The sequence below is a fragment of the Streptomyces flaveolus genome (genome assembly GCF_044765825.1).
Classification (GTDB): Bacteria; Actinomycetota; Actinomycetes; order Streptomycetales; family Streptomycetaceae; genus Streptomyces; species Streptomyces flaveolus.
Genome location: NZ_JBIWKU010000012.1, coordinates 224,533 through 236,478 on the forward strand (window position 1 = coordinate 224,533; position 11,946 = coordinate 236,478).

General features: G+C 72.4%; 11 protein-coding genes. 3 read left to right on the forward strand and 8 right to left on the reverse strand.

What is annotated here, in order from left to right; all coding sequences use genetic code 11:
- Positions 1–11: 11 nt before the first annotated feature.
- Positions 12–206, forward strand: a complete 195-nt coding sequence (locus ACIRG6_RS31005; RefSeq protein WP_364819847.1) for a DUF1918 domain-containing protein — start codon at positions 12–14, stop codon at positions 204–206.
- A gap of 1 nt (position 207) precedes the next feature.
- On the opposite strand, the gene ACIRG6_RS31010 is transcribed toward ACIRG6_RS31005, so the two are convergent.
- On the reverse strand, positions 208–1,473 hold the full coding sequence (locus ACIRG6_RS31010; protein WP_365022377.1) for a glycoside hydrolase family 10 protein: 1,266 nt from the start codon (positions 1,471–1,473) through the stop codon (positions 208–210).
- Positions 1,474–1,647: 174 nt separating this feature from the next.
- Here ACIRG6_RS31010 and ACIRG6_RS31015 point away from each other — a divergent pair, with 174 nt between their 5' ends.
- Both ACIRG6_RS31015 and ACIRG6_RS31020 read left to right on the forward strand, forming a co-directional pair.
- Positions 1,648–2,520: a 3-hydroxybutyryl-CoA dehydrogenase gene (locus ACIRG6_RS31015; RefSeq protein WP_308299289.1), complete on the forward strand. Its 873-nt coding sequence runs from the start codon at positions 1,648–1,650 to the stop codon at positions 2,518–2,520.
- Positions 2,521–2,713: 193 nt separating this feature from the next.
- Positions 2,714–2,971, forward strand: coding sequence for a hypothetical protein (locus tag ACIRG6_RS31020; RefSeq protein WP_189230550.1), 258 nt, complete (start codon positions 2,714–2,716; stop codon positions 2,969–2,971).
- A 34-nt stretch (positions 2,972–3,005) separates the two neighbouring features.
- On the opposite strand, the gene ACIRG6_RS31025 is transcribed toward ACIRG6_RS31020, so the two are convergent.
- From ACIRG6_RS31025 to rplT, 7 genes are all read right to left on the reverse strand, one after another.
- The gene (locus tag ACIRG6_RS31025) at positions 3,006–3,551 is read right to left on the reverse strand and encodes an NUDIX hydrolase (protein WP_364676776.1); all 546 of its coding nucleotides are present in this window, start codon (positions 3,549–3,551) and stop codon (positions 3,006–3,008) included.
- Between the two features lie 119 nt (positions 3,552–3,670).
- Positions 3,671–5,011, reverse strand: coding sequence for a transcriptional regulator (locus ACIRG6_RS31030; RefSeq protein ID WP_364676777.1), 1,341 nt, complete (start codon positions 5,009–5,011; stop codon positions 3,671–3,673).
- Positions 5,012–5,459: 448 nt separating this feature from the next.
- The gene (gene pheT, locus ACIRG6_RS31035) at positions 5,460–7,982 is read right to left on the reverse strand and encodes a phenylalanine--tRNA ligase subunit beta (RefSeq protein WP_403325100.1); all 2,523 of its coding nucleotides are present in this window, start codon (positions 7,980–7,982) and stop codon (positions 5,460–5,462) included.
- On the reverse strand, positions 7,982–9,103 hold the full coding sequence (gene pheS / locus ACIRG6_RS31040) for a phenylalanine--tRNA ligase subunit alpha (protein ID WP_364676779.1): 1,122 nt from the start codon (positions 9,101–9,103) through the stop codon (positions 7,982–7,984). Before pheS ends, pheT begins: the two co-directional genes overlap by 1 nt.
- A 162-nt stretch (positions 9,104–9,265) precedes the next feature.
- Positions 9,266–10,405, reverse strand: a complete 1,140-nt coding sequence (locus ACIRG6_RS31045) for a sensor histidine kinase (RefSeq protein ID WP_364676781.1) — start codon at positions 10,403–10,405, stop codon at positions 9,266–9,268.
- Between the two features lie 52 nt (positions 10,406–10,457).
- Positions 10,458–11,306 carry a TrmH family RNA methyltransferase gene (locus ACIRG6_RS31050; RefSeq protein WP_364676783.1) on the reverse strand — a complete coding sequence of 283 codons (849 nt, stop codon included), beginning with the start codon at positions 11,304–11,306 and terminating at the stop codon, positions 10,458–10,460.
- Between the two features lie 196 nt (positions 11,307–11,502).
- Positions 11,503–11,886, reverse strand: coding sequence for a 50S ribosomal protein L20 (gene rplT / locus ACIRG6_RS31055; RefSeq protein ID WP_004002577.1), 384 nt, complete (start codon positions 11,884–11,886; stop codon positions 11,503–11,505).
- Positions 11,887–11,946 lie beyond the last annotated feature (60 nt).

The following is an 11,946-nucleotide window of genomic DNA, read 5'->3' on the forward strand; positions in this document are numbered from 1 at the left end:
AGGCCTCACAGATGCACGCGATGAAGGGCGACCAGCTGGTGCAGCACGGCCGGGTGGTCGGTGAGCACGACAAGGTCGGCGAGATAGTCGAAGTGATGGGCAAGGAAGGCACTCCGCCGTACCGGGTCCGGTTCGAGGACGGGCACGAAGGCGTGTGCTCGCCCGGCCCCGACACCGAGATCCGGCGCAAGGAGATGCGGATCTAGCTCAGCGCGGGGTGTCCGCGGGCTGCCGGTAGTGGTCGGCGGCCACCCGCGCCATCGCGCCGAGCCGGTCCTCCGCCACGTCCTTCGCGGCGAAGAAGACGTGTCCGCGCACCTCCGGGTGGTCCGCGGCCAGGGCGAGGTGCCGGGAGAGTTCGTCCCGGTCCTGCCACGCGGCGGGCTGCGCCGGGTCACCCGCCTTGTACAGCGCCTCCCCCACGTAGAGCTGGGTCCGGCTGCCCCGGGCCACCTCCGCCCACCACGGCAGCAGCTTCGCGTAGTCGGCGGCGGGCAGACCGATGTTCCAGTACAGCTGCGGGACGATGTAGTCGATCCAGCCCTCGCGCACCCACGTGCGGGTGTCCGCGTACAGGTCGTCGTACGTCTGGACGCCCGCGGTCGTCCGCGAGCCGCGCTCGTCGGTGGCCGCGTTGCGCCACACCCCGAAGGGGCTGACGCCGAAGCGGGCGGTGGGCCGAACCTTCTTGACGCGGGCCGCCGTCTCGCGCACCAGCCGGTCGATGTTGTCCCGCCGCCAGTCGGCCTTGGTGGAGAAGCCACTGCCGTGGGTGCGGTACGTCCCGCCGTCGTCGAAGGCCTGCCCCGCCACCGGGTACGGGTAGAAGTAGTCGTCGAAGTGGACGCCGTCCACGGCGTACTTCTCCACCGCGTCGATCATCGCGTCCTGCACGAAGGCGCGGACCTCGGGCAGCCCCGGGTTGTAGTAGAGCTTCCCGCCGTACGGCACCACCCAGTCCGGGTTCCGGCGGGCGGGATGCGCGGGCACGAGGTGGGACGGGTCGTCGCTCAGGGACACGCGGTACGGGTTGAACCAGGCGTGCAGCTCCAGACCGCGGGCGTGGGCCTCCCGCACGGCCGTGCCCAGCGGGTCCCAGCCCGGGTCTCGGCCCTGGCTGCCGGACAGGTACTGCGACCACGGCTCGTACGCCGACGGCCACAGCGCGTCGGCTGTGGGCCGCACCTGGAAGAACACCGTGTTCAGGCGGTGACGGACCGCCGTGTCGAGGAGCGCGATCAGTTCGGCACGCTGCTCGGACGCCCGCAGGCCGGCCCGGGTGGGCCAGTCACGGTTGTTCACCGTGGCCAGCCACATGCCCCGCATCTCCGTGACGGCCCGGCGACGGCTCCGGGGCCGCCTCGGCGGCGCCGGTGGCGCGGGCGCCGCCGGCCCCGCGGACGCGGGCGCGGGCGCCAGGGTGAGCGCCGACAACGCGGCCACCGTGAAGGCCCGACGCGAGACACGACCCATGGAAGACCTCCAGAACGCTGTGGATCCGCACCGTCACGGATCGTGTACGGGATCTCAGCATGCCCGACCCGGGCGACGGATCCGCGGCACTTCGGGGGTAACGTGCACGATCGGAGCAGGCGCCGGGGACCCCGGCGGACCTGCCTCAGCCGTGGAGTCAGCGAAAGGGACGATGTGACCGGCATCTCGGGAGATATCGCACGCGTCGGCGTGGTGGGCTGCGGTCAGATGGGGGCGGGCATCGCCGAGGTGTGCGCCCGCTCCGGCCTGGAGGTGAAGGTCGCCGAGACCACCGGCGAGGCCCTGGAGATCGGCCGGACCCGGCTGTTCAACTCCCTCACCAAGGCCGCCGAGCGTGGCAAGATCACCGAGGAGGAGCTCGAGGGGACCCAGGCGCGCCTGAGCTTCACCACCGACCTGGGCGAGTTCGCCGACCGTGACCTCGTCATCGAGGCCGTCGTCGAGAACGAGCAGGTCAAGACCGAGATCTTCCAGGTGCTCGACCAGGTGGTGACCCGGCCGGACGCGATCCTGGCCTCCAACACCTCCTCCATCCCGCTGGTGAAGCTGGCGGTCGCCACCTCGCGGCCGGACCACGTCATCGGCATCCACTTCTTCAACCCGGCCCCGGTGCAGCAGCTCGTCGAGCTGATCCCGGCGCTCACCACCTCCGAGGGCACGCTCAGCCGGGCGCAGCTCTTCACGGAGAAGGTGCTCGGCAAGCACTCCATCCGCGCCCAGGACCGCTCCGGCTTCGTGGTCAACGCGCTGCTGATCCCGTACCTGCTCTCCGCGATCCGGATGTTCGAGTCGGGCATCGCCAGCCGCGAGGACATCGACAACGGCATGGAGATGGGCTGCGCCCACCCGATGGGCCCGCTGAAGCTGTCGGACCTGATCGGCCTGGACACGGTCGCCTCGGTCGCCTACTCGATGTACGAGGAGTACAAGGAGCCGCTGTACGCCGCTCCCCCGCTGCTCCAGCGCATGGTCGACGCGGGCCGGCTCGGCCGCAAGAGCGGCTCCGGGTTCTACACCTACGGCTGACGCTGAGTGACCGCTTCGCGGGCCCGGCACCCGGTGCGGTGCCGGGCCCGCGGCGTTCGCACCCCGTGTGCGCACCGGGCCCGCATATGCCCTCCGCACACTCTCCCCACACGCCCACCAGGCGAGTTGACTCATCATGCGCATTGCAAGGGATGTGATTCGACCCCCGTTCGACCACGAAAGGAGCGGATTCGTGACCGCCGATCCCGAGCATCCCGCCGTCCCTGGAGAACTCGCAGAGTTACGGCGCCGCCTCGACGTCGCCTACGCCCGCGTGGAGGGCGGACTGGCACTGCTCAGCCATCGCACCGAGGAGACCGCCAAGGACCTGGACGAGCTGAGCACCCGGCTCGTCACCCTGGAGCACGCCCGCTGGCCCCTGCCGGCGGTCACCGCGGTCACGGCCGTGGGCGCGCTCGTGGTGGCCCTCTGGCAGGCGTTCGGACGCTGAGCGGCGCGGTGGTGGGCGCGGACGGCGCCGGCGATCACGGCATGGCGTCCTGTCCGAGCCGCAGGTGGTGCAGCAGGAGTAACGCGGCCGCCATGTTGGCGGCCGGGACCTCCCCGCGGGCGACCAGGTCGGGGACGAGTTTGAGGGGCACCCATTCCCGGCGGTCCGACTCGAAGTCGTCCACGGGGTGTCCGACGTACTCGCCCTCGTCGGCCCAGTAGATGTGGTGCCGGGCGTCGGTGAGCCCGTTGGACGGCTCCACGCTCATGAGGTGGCGCAGCGGTCCCGGCCGCCAGCCGGTCTCCTCCTCCAGTTCCCTGGCCGCCGCCACCGCGATGTCCTCGCCGTCCTCGACGACACCGGCCGCCAGTTCCCAGCCCCAGCTGTCGGTGATGAAGCGGTGCCGCCACAGCAGGAGGACCTCGTTCGCCTCGTTGACCACCGTGGCGACGGCCACGGGGCGCATCCGTATGAGGAAGTGGTCGAGATGCCGGCCGTCCGGCAGTTCGACATCGGCGAGGTTGACGCTGAACCAGCGATTTGCGTACACATTTTGTTCGTTCCGTTTCGTCCACTGCACGGTTCTGCCACCTTTCTTGAGTAGGTGGCAATATCGCAGCCGGAGCGGCCCGACAGCAGGCGCACGACGGCCGCTCACGGCGCAGTGGTGGGCGCGGCGTCCCCGGAAGGACGGCCGGGCTAGAGCGGTACGCGCAGTGCCCCGTCGATGAGTTCGGCGGCCTCGGCGGTGCCTGCGCAGCCGCTGCGCACCAGGTGTTCGCGCACCGCGCGAAGTCTGTCGCGCAGGCGCTGGGACTCCATTCCGCGGGCCTGTTCCGCCATCTGCACGGCGGTGGCGACCGCCTTGTCGGCGTTGCCCCGGCGCAGTTCGATGGTGCTGAGCATGGCGAGCCGGTGCACGCGCCCCCGGTCGTGCGCCGGGTTGTCGACGGCCTGCGCGGCGTGCTCCCCGGCCGCCGTGAGTTCACCGAGGCTGAGCAGCGCCTCCGCCACCTGGACGTTGACCAGGCCGGGCTGGACATAGCCGGTCTCGTCGGGCTCGTAACCGCGCCGGATGCGTTCGGCTGCCTGCTCGGCCCGCCGGATGCAGGACAGGGCGCCGGTGCCGTCGCCGAGGTGGGCGTACGCCTTGGCCTGCATCGCGTACAGGTCGGAGGCGAGCGCCGGGGTGATGTGCCGGCCGGCGGTGCGCAGGGCGGCCTCGGCGAAGGCGACGGCCTGGCGGTACTCCCGCATGAACAGCGCCTGGTTGACCAGCAGCGCGATGACGTACGCGCCGAGCCCCCGGTCGCCGCTGGCCTTGGCCAGGCGGAGCGCCTGGTGGAAGTAGCGCTGGGCGAGGCCGTGCGCGTCGGAGTCGTACGCGCAGATGCCGGCGACCGCTACCAGGCCGCCGGTGGCCCGGTGGAGCTGGCGGCCGGTGGCGTCGGTGTAGCCGCCGCGCAGCAGCGGGGCGGCCTCCGCGTTGAGGAAGCCGACGATCCTGGCGCGCGTCGCGACGCCGCCGGCCTTGCGGTACATCTGCTCGTAGTGGGCGCGGGCCGAGCGCAGCATCTCCAGGTCGGCCGTGGTGACCCGGTGCCGGCCGCCGCGGGAGACGTCCACGTCCTCGGGCGGGTTCTCCCACTCCCACACCGGCATCACGGCGGGCGTCCCGGTGAGCGCGGGCGCGCCCAGGATGTGCGGGCGCTGCTGCTGGTCGGAGCGCCACAGGGCGGTCGCCCGCTCCACGAACCCGGACAGCGAGCCGGTGTGCGGCGCGGCCGGCTCACCGGGCACACCGAGGCCGATGTCGTCGAGGGTGACGGGCCGGTGCAGCCGGGCGGCGAGGACCTCGCAGATCAGGTCGGGCACCTGGCCGCGCGGCCGCTGTCCCTTCAGCCACCGGGCGACGGCGGTGTGTTCGTACCGCAGCGAGAGCCCGCGCGCCCGTCCCGCCTGGTTGACGTGTGCGGCCAGTCCCGCGTGCGAGACCCCGGCCTCGTCCAGGACCGCGTCGAGCAGAGTGTTGGGCTGCATGATGCCCCCCGGGTGATTCGGTGCCGACAGCGTAGTGTGTCGCCCTTCACACGGGGTGTGAACGGAGTACGCATATCCGCACCGTGTGCGCGCTGTCGCGGAGAGTGCCGGGCCGGTTGACTGAACTGCCTCGAAAGAGGCCGGCCGGGCCGCCGGCTCCCCCTCGTACAGTGCGGCGGCCCGTTTCACGCCGTCCGCCCGGCTGCCTGCCCGACACTCCGCGGCGGGGCGGACGGCTCCGCCGGCCCAGCGGTCCGAATGAGCGCCGTGCAGGGTGCGGGTGCGTTGTCGACCGCGGGTGCGCTGCGGCTGGTCGCGCGGTTCCCCGCGCCCCTTGAGGGGCGTTGCCCTGAACGCCTGAAGGGGCGCGGGGAACTGCGCGAGCGACCACGACGTACCCGCAGTCGCCACACGACAGAAGCCCGCGCCCCCTCGGGCGCACCGCCGACTAACTACGCAGGACCGCTCCGACCCGCTCGCCCGCGAGGGCAACCGCCGCGTCGCGGGCCGCGGACGCCTCGTCGACCGTCAGCGTCCGGTCTCCCGCGCGGAAGCGCAGCGCGTAGGCGAGGGACTTGCGCCCCTCCCCCAGCTGCTCCGCGTTCTCGTAGACGTCGAACAGCCGGATGGACTCCAGCAGTTCGCCCGCGCCCTCGCGCAGCGCGGCCTCGACCTCACTGGCCGGGACGAACGCGTCGACGACCAGGGCGACGTCCTGCGTGGCGACCGGGAACGTGGAGATCCTCGGCGCCTGCGGGGTGTCGTCGCCGACCCGCTCCAGGGCGTCGAGGTCCAGCTCCATCGCGCAGGCACGCGCCGGCAGACCCAGGGTCTTCACGACCCGCGGGTGCAGCTCGCCGGCGTGGCCGATGACGCGCTCCTCGCCGTCCACGGTGACGAGCAGCTCGGCGCAGCGACCCGGGTGCCAGGGACCGTACTGGCCCTTGCGGATGCCCAGTTCGGCACCGGCCTCGCGGGCGACGGTCCGGGCGGCCTCGACCGCGTCGGCCCAGTCGGCCGGGCGGCCCTTGCCCCACCAGCCGGCCTGCTCGCGGGCGCCCGCGAGGACGACGGCGACATGGCGGGGCTGGTCGGGCAGCGCGGCGTCCAGCGCGGCGAGGTCCTCCTCGCTGGGGCGCCGGTCGACGGGCAGGTTGACGGCGACACGCTGCTCGTCGCGCGGCTGGAAGACCAGGCCCGTCTCGAAGAGGGCGAGGTCGTGGCTGCCCCGGCCGTCGTTGCGGCGCAGCGCGCCGAGCAGGCCCGGCAGCAGCGAGGTCCGCAGCGCGGGCTCCTCGTCGCTGAGCGGGTTGACCAGCTTGACCACCCGGCGGGCCGGGTCGTCGGCGTCCAGGCCGAGCTGGTCGAAGACCTGCTCGCTGACGAACGGGTAGTTCAGCGCCTCGACGTAGCCGGCACCGGCCAGCGCCCGGCCGACGCGGCGGTGCAGCCGCTGCCGTGCGGTCAGGCCACGGCCCGCGGGGGGACGGGGCAGCGTGGAGGGCAGGTTCTCGTAGCCCTCCAGGCGGATGACCTCTTCGGCCAGGTCGTTCGGGTCGGTGAGGTCGGGCCGCCAGGACGGCGCGGTGACGATCAGCTCGTCCTGCCCGTACACGTCGCAGCCGACCTCCTGGAGGCGGCGTACGACGGTCTCACGGCCGTACGTCACGCCCGCCACCTTGTCCGGGTGGTCGGCCGGCATGGAGATGGTGTGCGGCGCGGACGGGGCGCTGATCTCGGTGACGCCGGCCTCGGCGGTGCCGCCCGCGAGGAGCACGAGCAGGTCGACGGTGCGCTGGGCGGCGGCGGCCGCGGCCTGCGGGTCGACGCCGCGCTCGAAGCGGCGGGACGCCTCGGAGGACAGCTTGTGGCGGCGGGCGGTGCGCGCGACGGACACCTGGTCGAAGTGGGCGGCCTCGATGACCACGTCACTCGTCGCGTTGCCGCCGTTCTCGGCGGCACCGTGGTCGGCGATCTCCGTGTTGGCGCCGCCCATGACGCCCGCGAGGCCGATCGGGCCGCGGTCGTCGGTGATGACCAGGTCCTCGGCGTGCAGCTTCCGCTCGACGCCGTCGAGGGTGACGATCTTCTCGCCCTCCTCGGCCCGGCGCACGCCGATGGTGCCCTGGACCAGGCCGCGGTCGTAGGCGTGCAGGGGCTGGCCGAGCTCCATCATCACGTAGTTGGTGACGTCGACGGCGAGCGAGATCGGGCGCATGCCGACCTTCTGCAGGCGCCGCTGGAGCCAGATCGGGGAGCGGGCCTCGGGGCTGAGGCCGGTGACCGTGCGGGCGGTGAAGCGGTCGCAGCCCGTGGGGTCGGCGATCTTCACGGGGTAGCCGTAGGCGTTCGGACCGGGCACGTCGAGCAGGGCCGGGTCGCGCAGCGGCAGGCCGTAGGCGATCGCGGTCTCGCGGGCGACGCCGCGGATGGACAGGCAGTCGCCGCGGTTGGCGGTGACGGCGATGTCCAGGACCTCGTCGACCAGCTCCAGCAGCTCGATGGCGTCCCTGCCGACCTCGGTCTCCGGCGGCAGCACGATGATGCCGTGCGTGCCGTCGTCGCCCATGCCCAGCTCGTCGCTGGAGCAGATCATGCCGTGGGACGTCTTGCCGTACGTCTTGCGCGCGGAGATCGAGAAGCCGCCCGGCAGGGTGGCGCCGGGGAGGACCACGACGACCTTGTCGCCGACGGCGAAGTTGCGGGCGCCGCAGACGATCTCCTGGGGCTCACCGGTGCCGTTGGCCTGGCCGACGTCGACGGTGCAGAAGCGGATCGGCTTCTTGAAGCCCTCCAGCTCCTCGATGGTCAGCACCCGGCCGACGACGAGGGGGCCCTTGAGGTCGGCGCCCAGGTGCTCGACGGTCTCGACCTCGAGGCCGGCCGAAATCAGCTTGGCCTGCACGTCGCGGCCGGTCTCGGTGGCCGGCAGGTCGACGTACTCCCGCAGCCAAGAAAGCGGGACCCGCATCAGATCTCCATCCCGAACGGCCGGGTGAACCGGACGTCACCCTCGACCATGTCTCGCATGTCCTCGACGTTGTGGCGGAACATCAGCATCCGCTCGATGCCGAACCCGAAGGCGAAGCCGCTGTACTTCTCCGGGTCGACGCCGCAGGCGACGAGCACCCGCGGGTTGACCATGCCGCAGCCGCCGAGCTCGATCCAGCCTTCGCTGGAGCAGGTGCGGCAGGGCCGGTCGGGGTTGCCGACGGACGCGCCCTTGCAGACGTAGCAGAGCATGTCCATCTCGGCGGACGGCTCGGTGAAGGGGAAGAAGTTCGGCCGCAGCCGGGTCTTCATCTCCGCGCCGAACAGCGACTGGACCATGTGGTCCAGGGTGCCCTTGAGGTCCGCCATGGTCAGGCCCTCGTCGATGGCGAGCAGCTCGACCTGGTGGAAGACGGGGGTGTGCGTGGCGTCCAGCTCGTCGGTGCGGTACACGCGGCCGGGGCAGATCACGTAGACCGGCAGCTCGCGGGAGAGCGCCGAGCGGATCTGCACGGGCGAGGTGTGGGTGCGCAGCACGACGCCGGACTCGGTGCCGCCCTCGGGGCCCTCGACGAAGAACGTGTCGGCCTCGCCGCGGGCCGGGTGGTCCGGGCCGATGTTCAGGGCGTCGAAGTTGAACCACTCGGTCTCGGCCTCGGGGCCCTCGGCGACCTCGTAGCCCATGGCCACGAAGACGTCCTCGATGCGCTCGGAGAGCGTGGTGAGCGGGTGGCGGGCGCCGGCCGGCACGCGGTCGTAGGGCAGCGTGACGTCCACGGCCTCCTCGACCAGCACGCGGGCGTCGCGCTCGGCCTCCAGCTCGGTCTGGCGGGCGGCGAGGGCCTTGTTCACGGCGCCGCGGGCCATGCCGACGCGCTTGCCGGCCTCGGCCTTGGCGTGCGGGGGCAGGGCGCCGATCTCGCGGTTGGCCAGCGACAGCGGGGAGGTGCCGCCGGTGTGGGCGACCTTGGCCTCCTGGAGCGCGTCGAGGGAGTCCGCGGCGGCGAAGGCGGCGAGCGCCTCGTCCCGCATGCGCTCGATCTCTTCCGGTTTCAACGCCTCGACCTCGACAGGGTCGTACGACTTATTCGGTGCCGACATCTCTTCCCGTGCTTCCGATTGGCTGGCTGGTGGTCCCCGTCACCGGCTCGTGGACGAAGCGTCTCGTTCTGGGCGTCTCCGTCTGCGGGACACAAAGGTGCCAAAGGCCGAGTCTAACGGGGTGGAGAAAGGCGAATGCGCCCGTGGGGGTCCCGGACCGTCTCAGGTGAGATACGCGGGAGCCGACACGGGCAACGTAAATCGGAACTCGGCGCCGCCGCCGGGGGCGCGGCCGACCGTGATGGTGCCGCCGTGGGCCTCGACGATGCCCTTGACGATGTAGAGCCCGAGGCCGGTGCCACCGCGCTTGCTGCCCCGCCAGAAGCGGGTGAAGACGCGGTTCATGGACTCCTCCGGGATGCCGGGCCCCTCGTCGCTCACCGTGACCGACGTGCCGGCGTCCTCCTCCTCACGGGGGGACGCCGCGGGCGTGATGTCAATGGTGACCGTTCCCTCGCCGTGCCGCACGGCATTTTCGATGAGGTTGCTGAGCACCTGGTCGATCTTGTCGGGGTCGGCCCACAGATCGGGCAGCGGCTGCTCGAGGCGCAGCAGGAAGCGGTCGGCGGGCTGTCCGGCGGCGACGTAGGCCTGGATGTGGCGGCCGACGGCGGCACCGATGTCGACGGGCTGGCGCCGGACCTCGAGCCGTCCGGAGTCGATCCGGGAGATGTCCAGCAGCTCGGCGATGAGCCGGGTGACGCGGTCGGCGTCGGCGTCGACGGTCTCCAGCATCAGCCGCTTCTGGTCGTCGGTGAACCGCTCCCACTTGGCCAGCAGCGTCGCCGTGAAGCCCTTGACGGAGGTGAGCGGGGAGCGCAGTTCGTGGGCGACGGTGGCGATCAGCTCGGCGTGGCTGCGCTCGGTGCGGCGGCGGGCCTCGGTGTCGCGCAGGGTGACGACGACGCGGTGGACGGGGCCGGTGCGCTCGGTGCGGACGTAGCGGGCGGAGACGAGGACCTCGCGGCCGCCGGGGAGCAGCAGGTTGCGCTCCGGCTGGCCGACGCGGATGGCGAGCCCGCCGTAGGGATCGGTCAGCTGCCACCAGCGCCGCCCGTCGAGGTCCTCCAGGGGCAGGGCCTGGTCGAGGCGCTGTCCGAGGGCGTGTGCCGCGGGGACGGCGGTGATGCGGGCCGCGGCCGCGTTGAAGCAGATCACCCGCCCGTGCTCGTCCGCGACGACGAGGCCGTCGGGCAGCTCGTCGGGGTCGATGCCGAGGTCGGTGAGGTCCCCGGGCCGGCGCGGCGCGGGAGGGCGCCCCGTCCGGTGTGCCCCCGGTGCGCTGCTCGTGCCGACGCTCATCCCCGTGCCCCACCTCTCTGGCTGGTCTGGGGTCCCCGAGCTGGTCACCCTACTAGGTGGCGGTGACGGAGCGGCACCCTCCGGCGGCGCGCTGTGCACGCGCGGACGCGTAGAGACATACGGCCGCGGCGGTGGCGAGGTTCAGACTCTCGGCCTTCCCGTGGATCGGGACGCGGACGACGGCGTCGGCGAGGGCGCGGGTCTCCTCCGGCAGTCCCCAGGCCTCGTTGCCGAAGACCCAGGCGGTGGGCCCGCCCATGGTGCCGGCGTCCAGCTCGGCGTCCAGGTCGTCCTCGCCCGCGCCGTCGGCGGCCAGGACCCGCACGCCGGCGTCGCGCAGCTCGGCCACGGCCCGCTCCACGGGGACGCCGACGGCGACCGGCAGGTGGAACAGGGAACCGACGGAGGCGCGTACGGCCTTCGGGTTGTACAGGTCGACGGAGGCGTCGGTGAGGACGACGGCCTCGGCGCCGGCGGCGTCGGCGCAGCGCAGCACGGTGCCGGCGTTGCCGGGGTCCCGGACGTGCGCGAGGACGGCGACGAGCTTGGGGCGGGCGGCGAGGATCTCGTCGAAGGGGGTGTCCACGAACCGGCACACCCCGACCAGGCCCTGGGGGGTGACGGTGGTGGAGATGTCCTCGATCACCGCGTCGGCGGCGAGGTGGACCCGGGCGCCGGCGTCACGTGCGGCGCCGATGATGTCGGCGTACCGCTCGGCGGCCTCGACGGTGGCGAACACCTCGGTCAGGGTGTCCCCGTACCCGGCGGCCTCCCGCACGGCCTGCGGCCCCTCGGCCAGGAACAGCCGCTCCTTCCCCCGGAAGTTCCGCTTGCCCAGCCGCCGGGCGGCGGCGACACGGGGGGAACGGGGGGAGATCAACTCAGGGGCGGCGGGGCGCACTCTTCTCACCTTCACATTGCATCGACGCGGGCTGCAGCGCCCCGTCAGGGGCGCGGGGCGGTGTCAATATGCGGCTCCGCCACGTGGGCGCGACCAGCCACGACGGACCCGCACCCGACCGGACGACCGGCAATCGAAGGACCCGCAGGCTCGAAGCCTGCGGGTCCTTCGAGATCGGCTCAAAGCCGGCGCAGCGTCACGCGGCCTTCGGCGCGTTGACGTCGCTCGGCAGCGCCTTCTGGGCGACCTCGACCAGCGCGGCGAACGCGCCCGCGTCGTTGACGGCCAGCTCGGCGAGGATCTTGCGGTCCACCTCGACGTTGGCGGCCTTCAGACCCTGGATGAAGCGGTTGTACGTGATGCCGTTGGCGCGGGCAGCGGCGTTGATGCGCTGGATCCACAGCTGGCGGAAGTCACCCTTGCGCTTCTTGCGGTCGTTGTAGTTGTAGACCAGCGAGTGGGTGACCTGCTCCTTGGCCTTGCGGTACAGGCGCGAACGCTGACCGCGGTAGCCGGAGGCCTGCTCGAGGATCGCCCGGCGCTTCTTGTGGGCGTTGACTGCCCGCTTGACGCGTGCCACTTGTTAACTCCTTGTAGCGGGGCCGCGGTGGTCCTCACGCGGCCCGGTATCGATTGGGTC

Bases quoted from the DNA above. Each gene is read 5' to 3' on its own strand.
- pheT (WP_403325100.1), bottom strand. From the start codon at position 7,982: ATGCGGGTCCCGCTTTCTTGGCTGCGGGAGTACGTCGACCTGCCGGCC.
- ACIRG6_RS31010 (WP_365022377.1), bottom strand. From the start codon at position 1,473: ATGGGTCGTGTCTCGCGTCGGGCCTTCACGGTGGCCGCGTTGTCGGCG.
- ACIRG6_RS31005 (WP_364819847.1), top strand. From the start codon at position 12: ATGCACGCGATGAAGGGCGACCAGCTGGTGCAGCACGGCCGGGTGGTC.
- ACIRG6_RS31030 (WP_364676777.1), bottom strand. From the start codon at position 5,011: ATGCAGCCCAACACTCTGCTCGACGCGGTCCTGGACGAGGCCGGGGTC.
- pheS (WP_364676779.1), bottom strand. From the start codon at position 9,103: ATGTCGGCACCGAATAAGTCGTACGACCCTGTCGAGGTCGAGGCGTTG.
- ACIRG6_RS31045 (WP_364676781.1), bottom strand. From the start codon at position 10,405: ATGAGCGTCGGCACGAGCAGCGCACCGGGGGCACACCGGACGGGGCGC.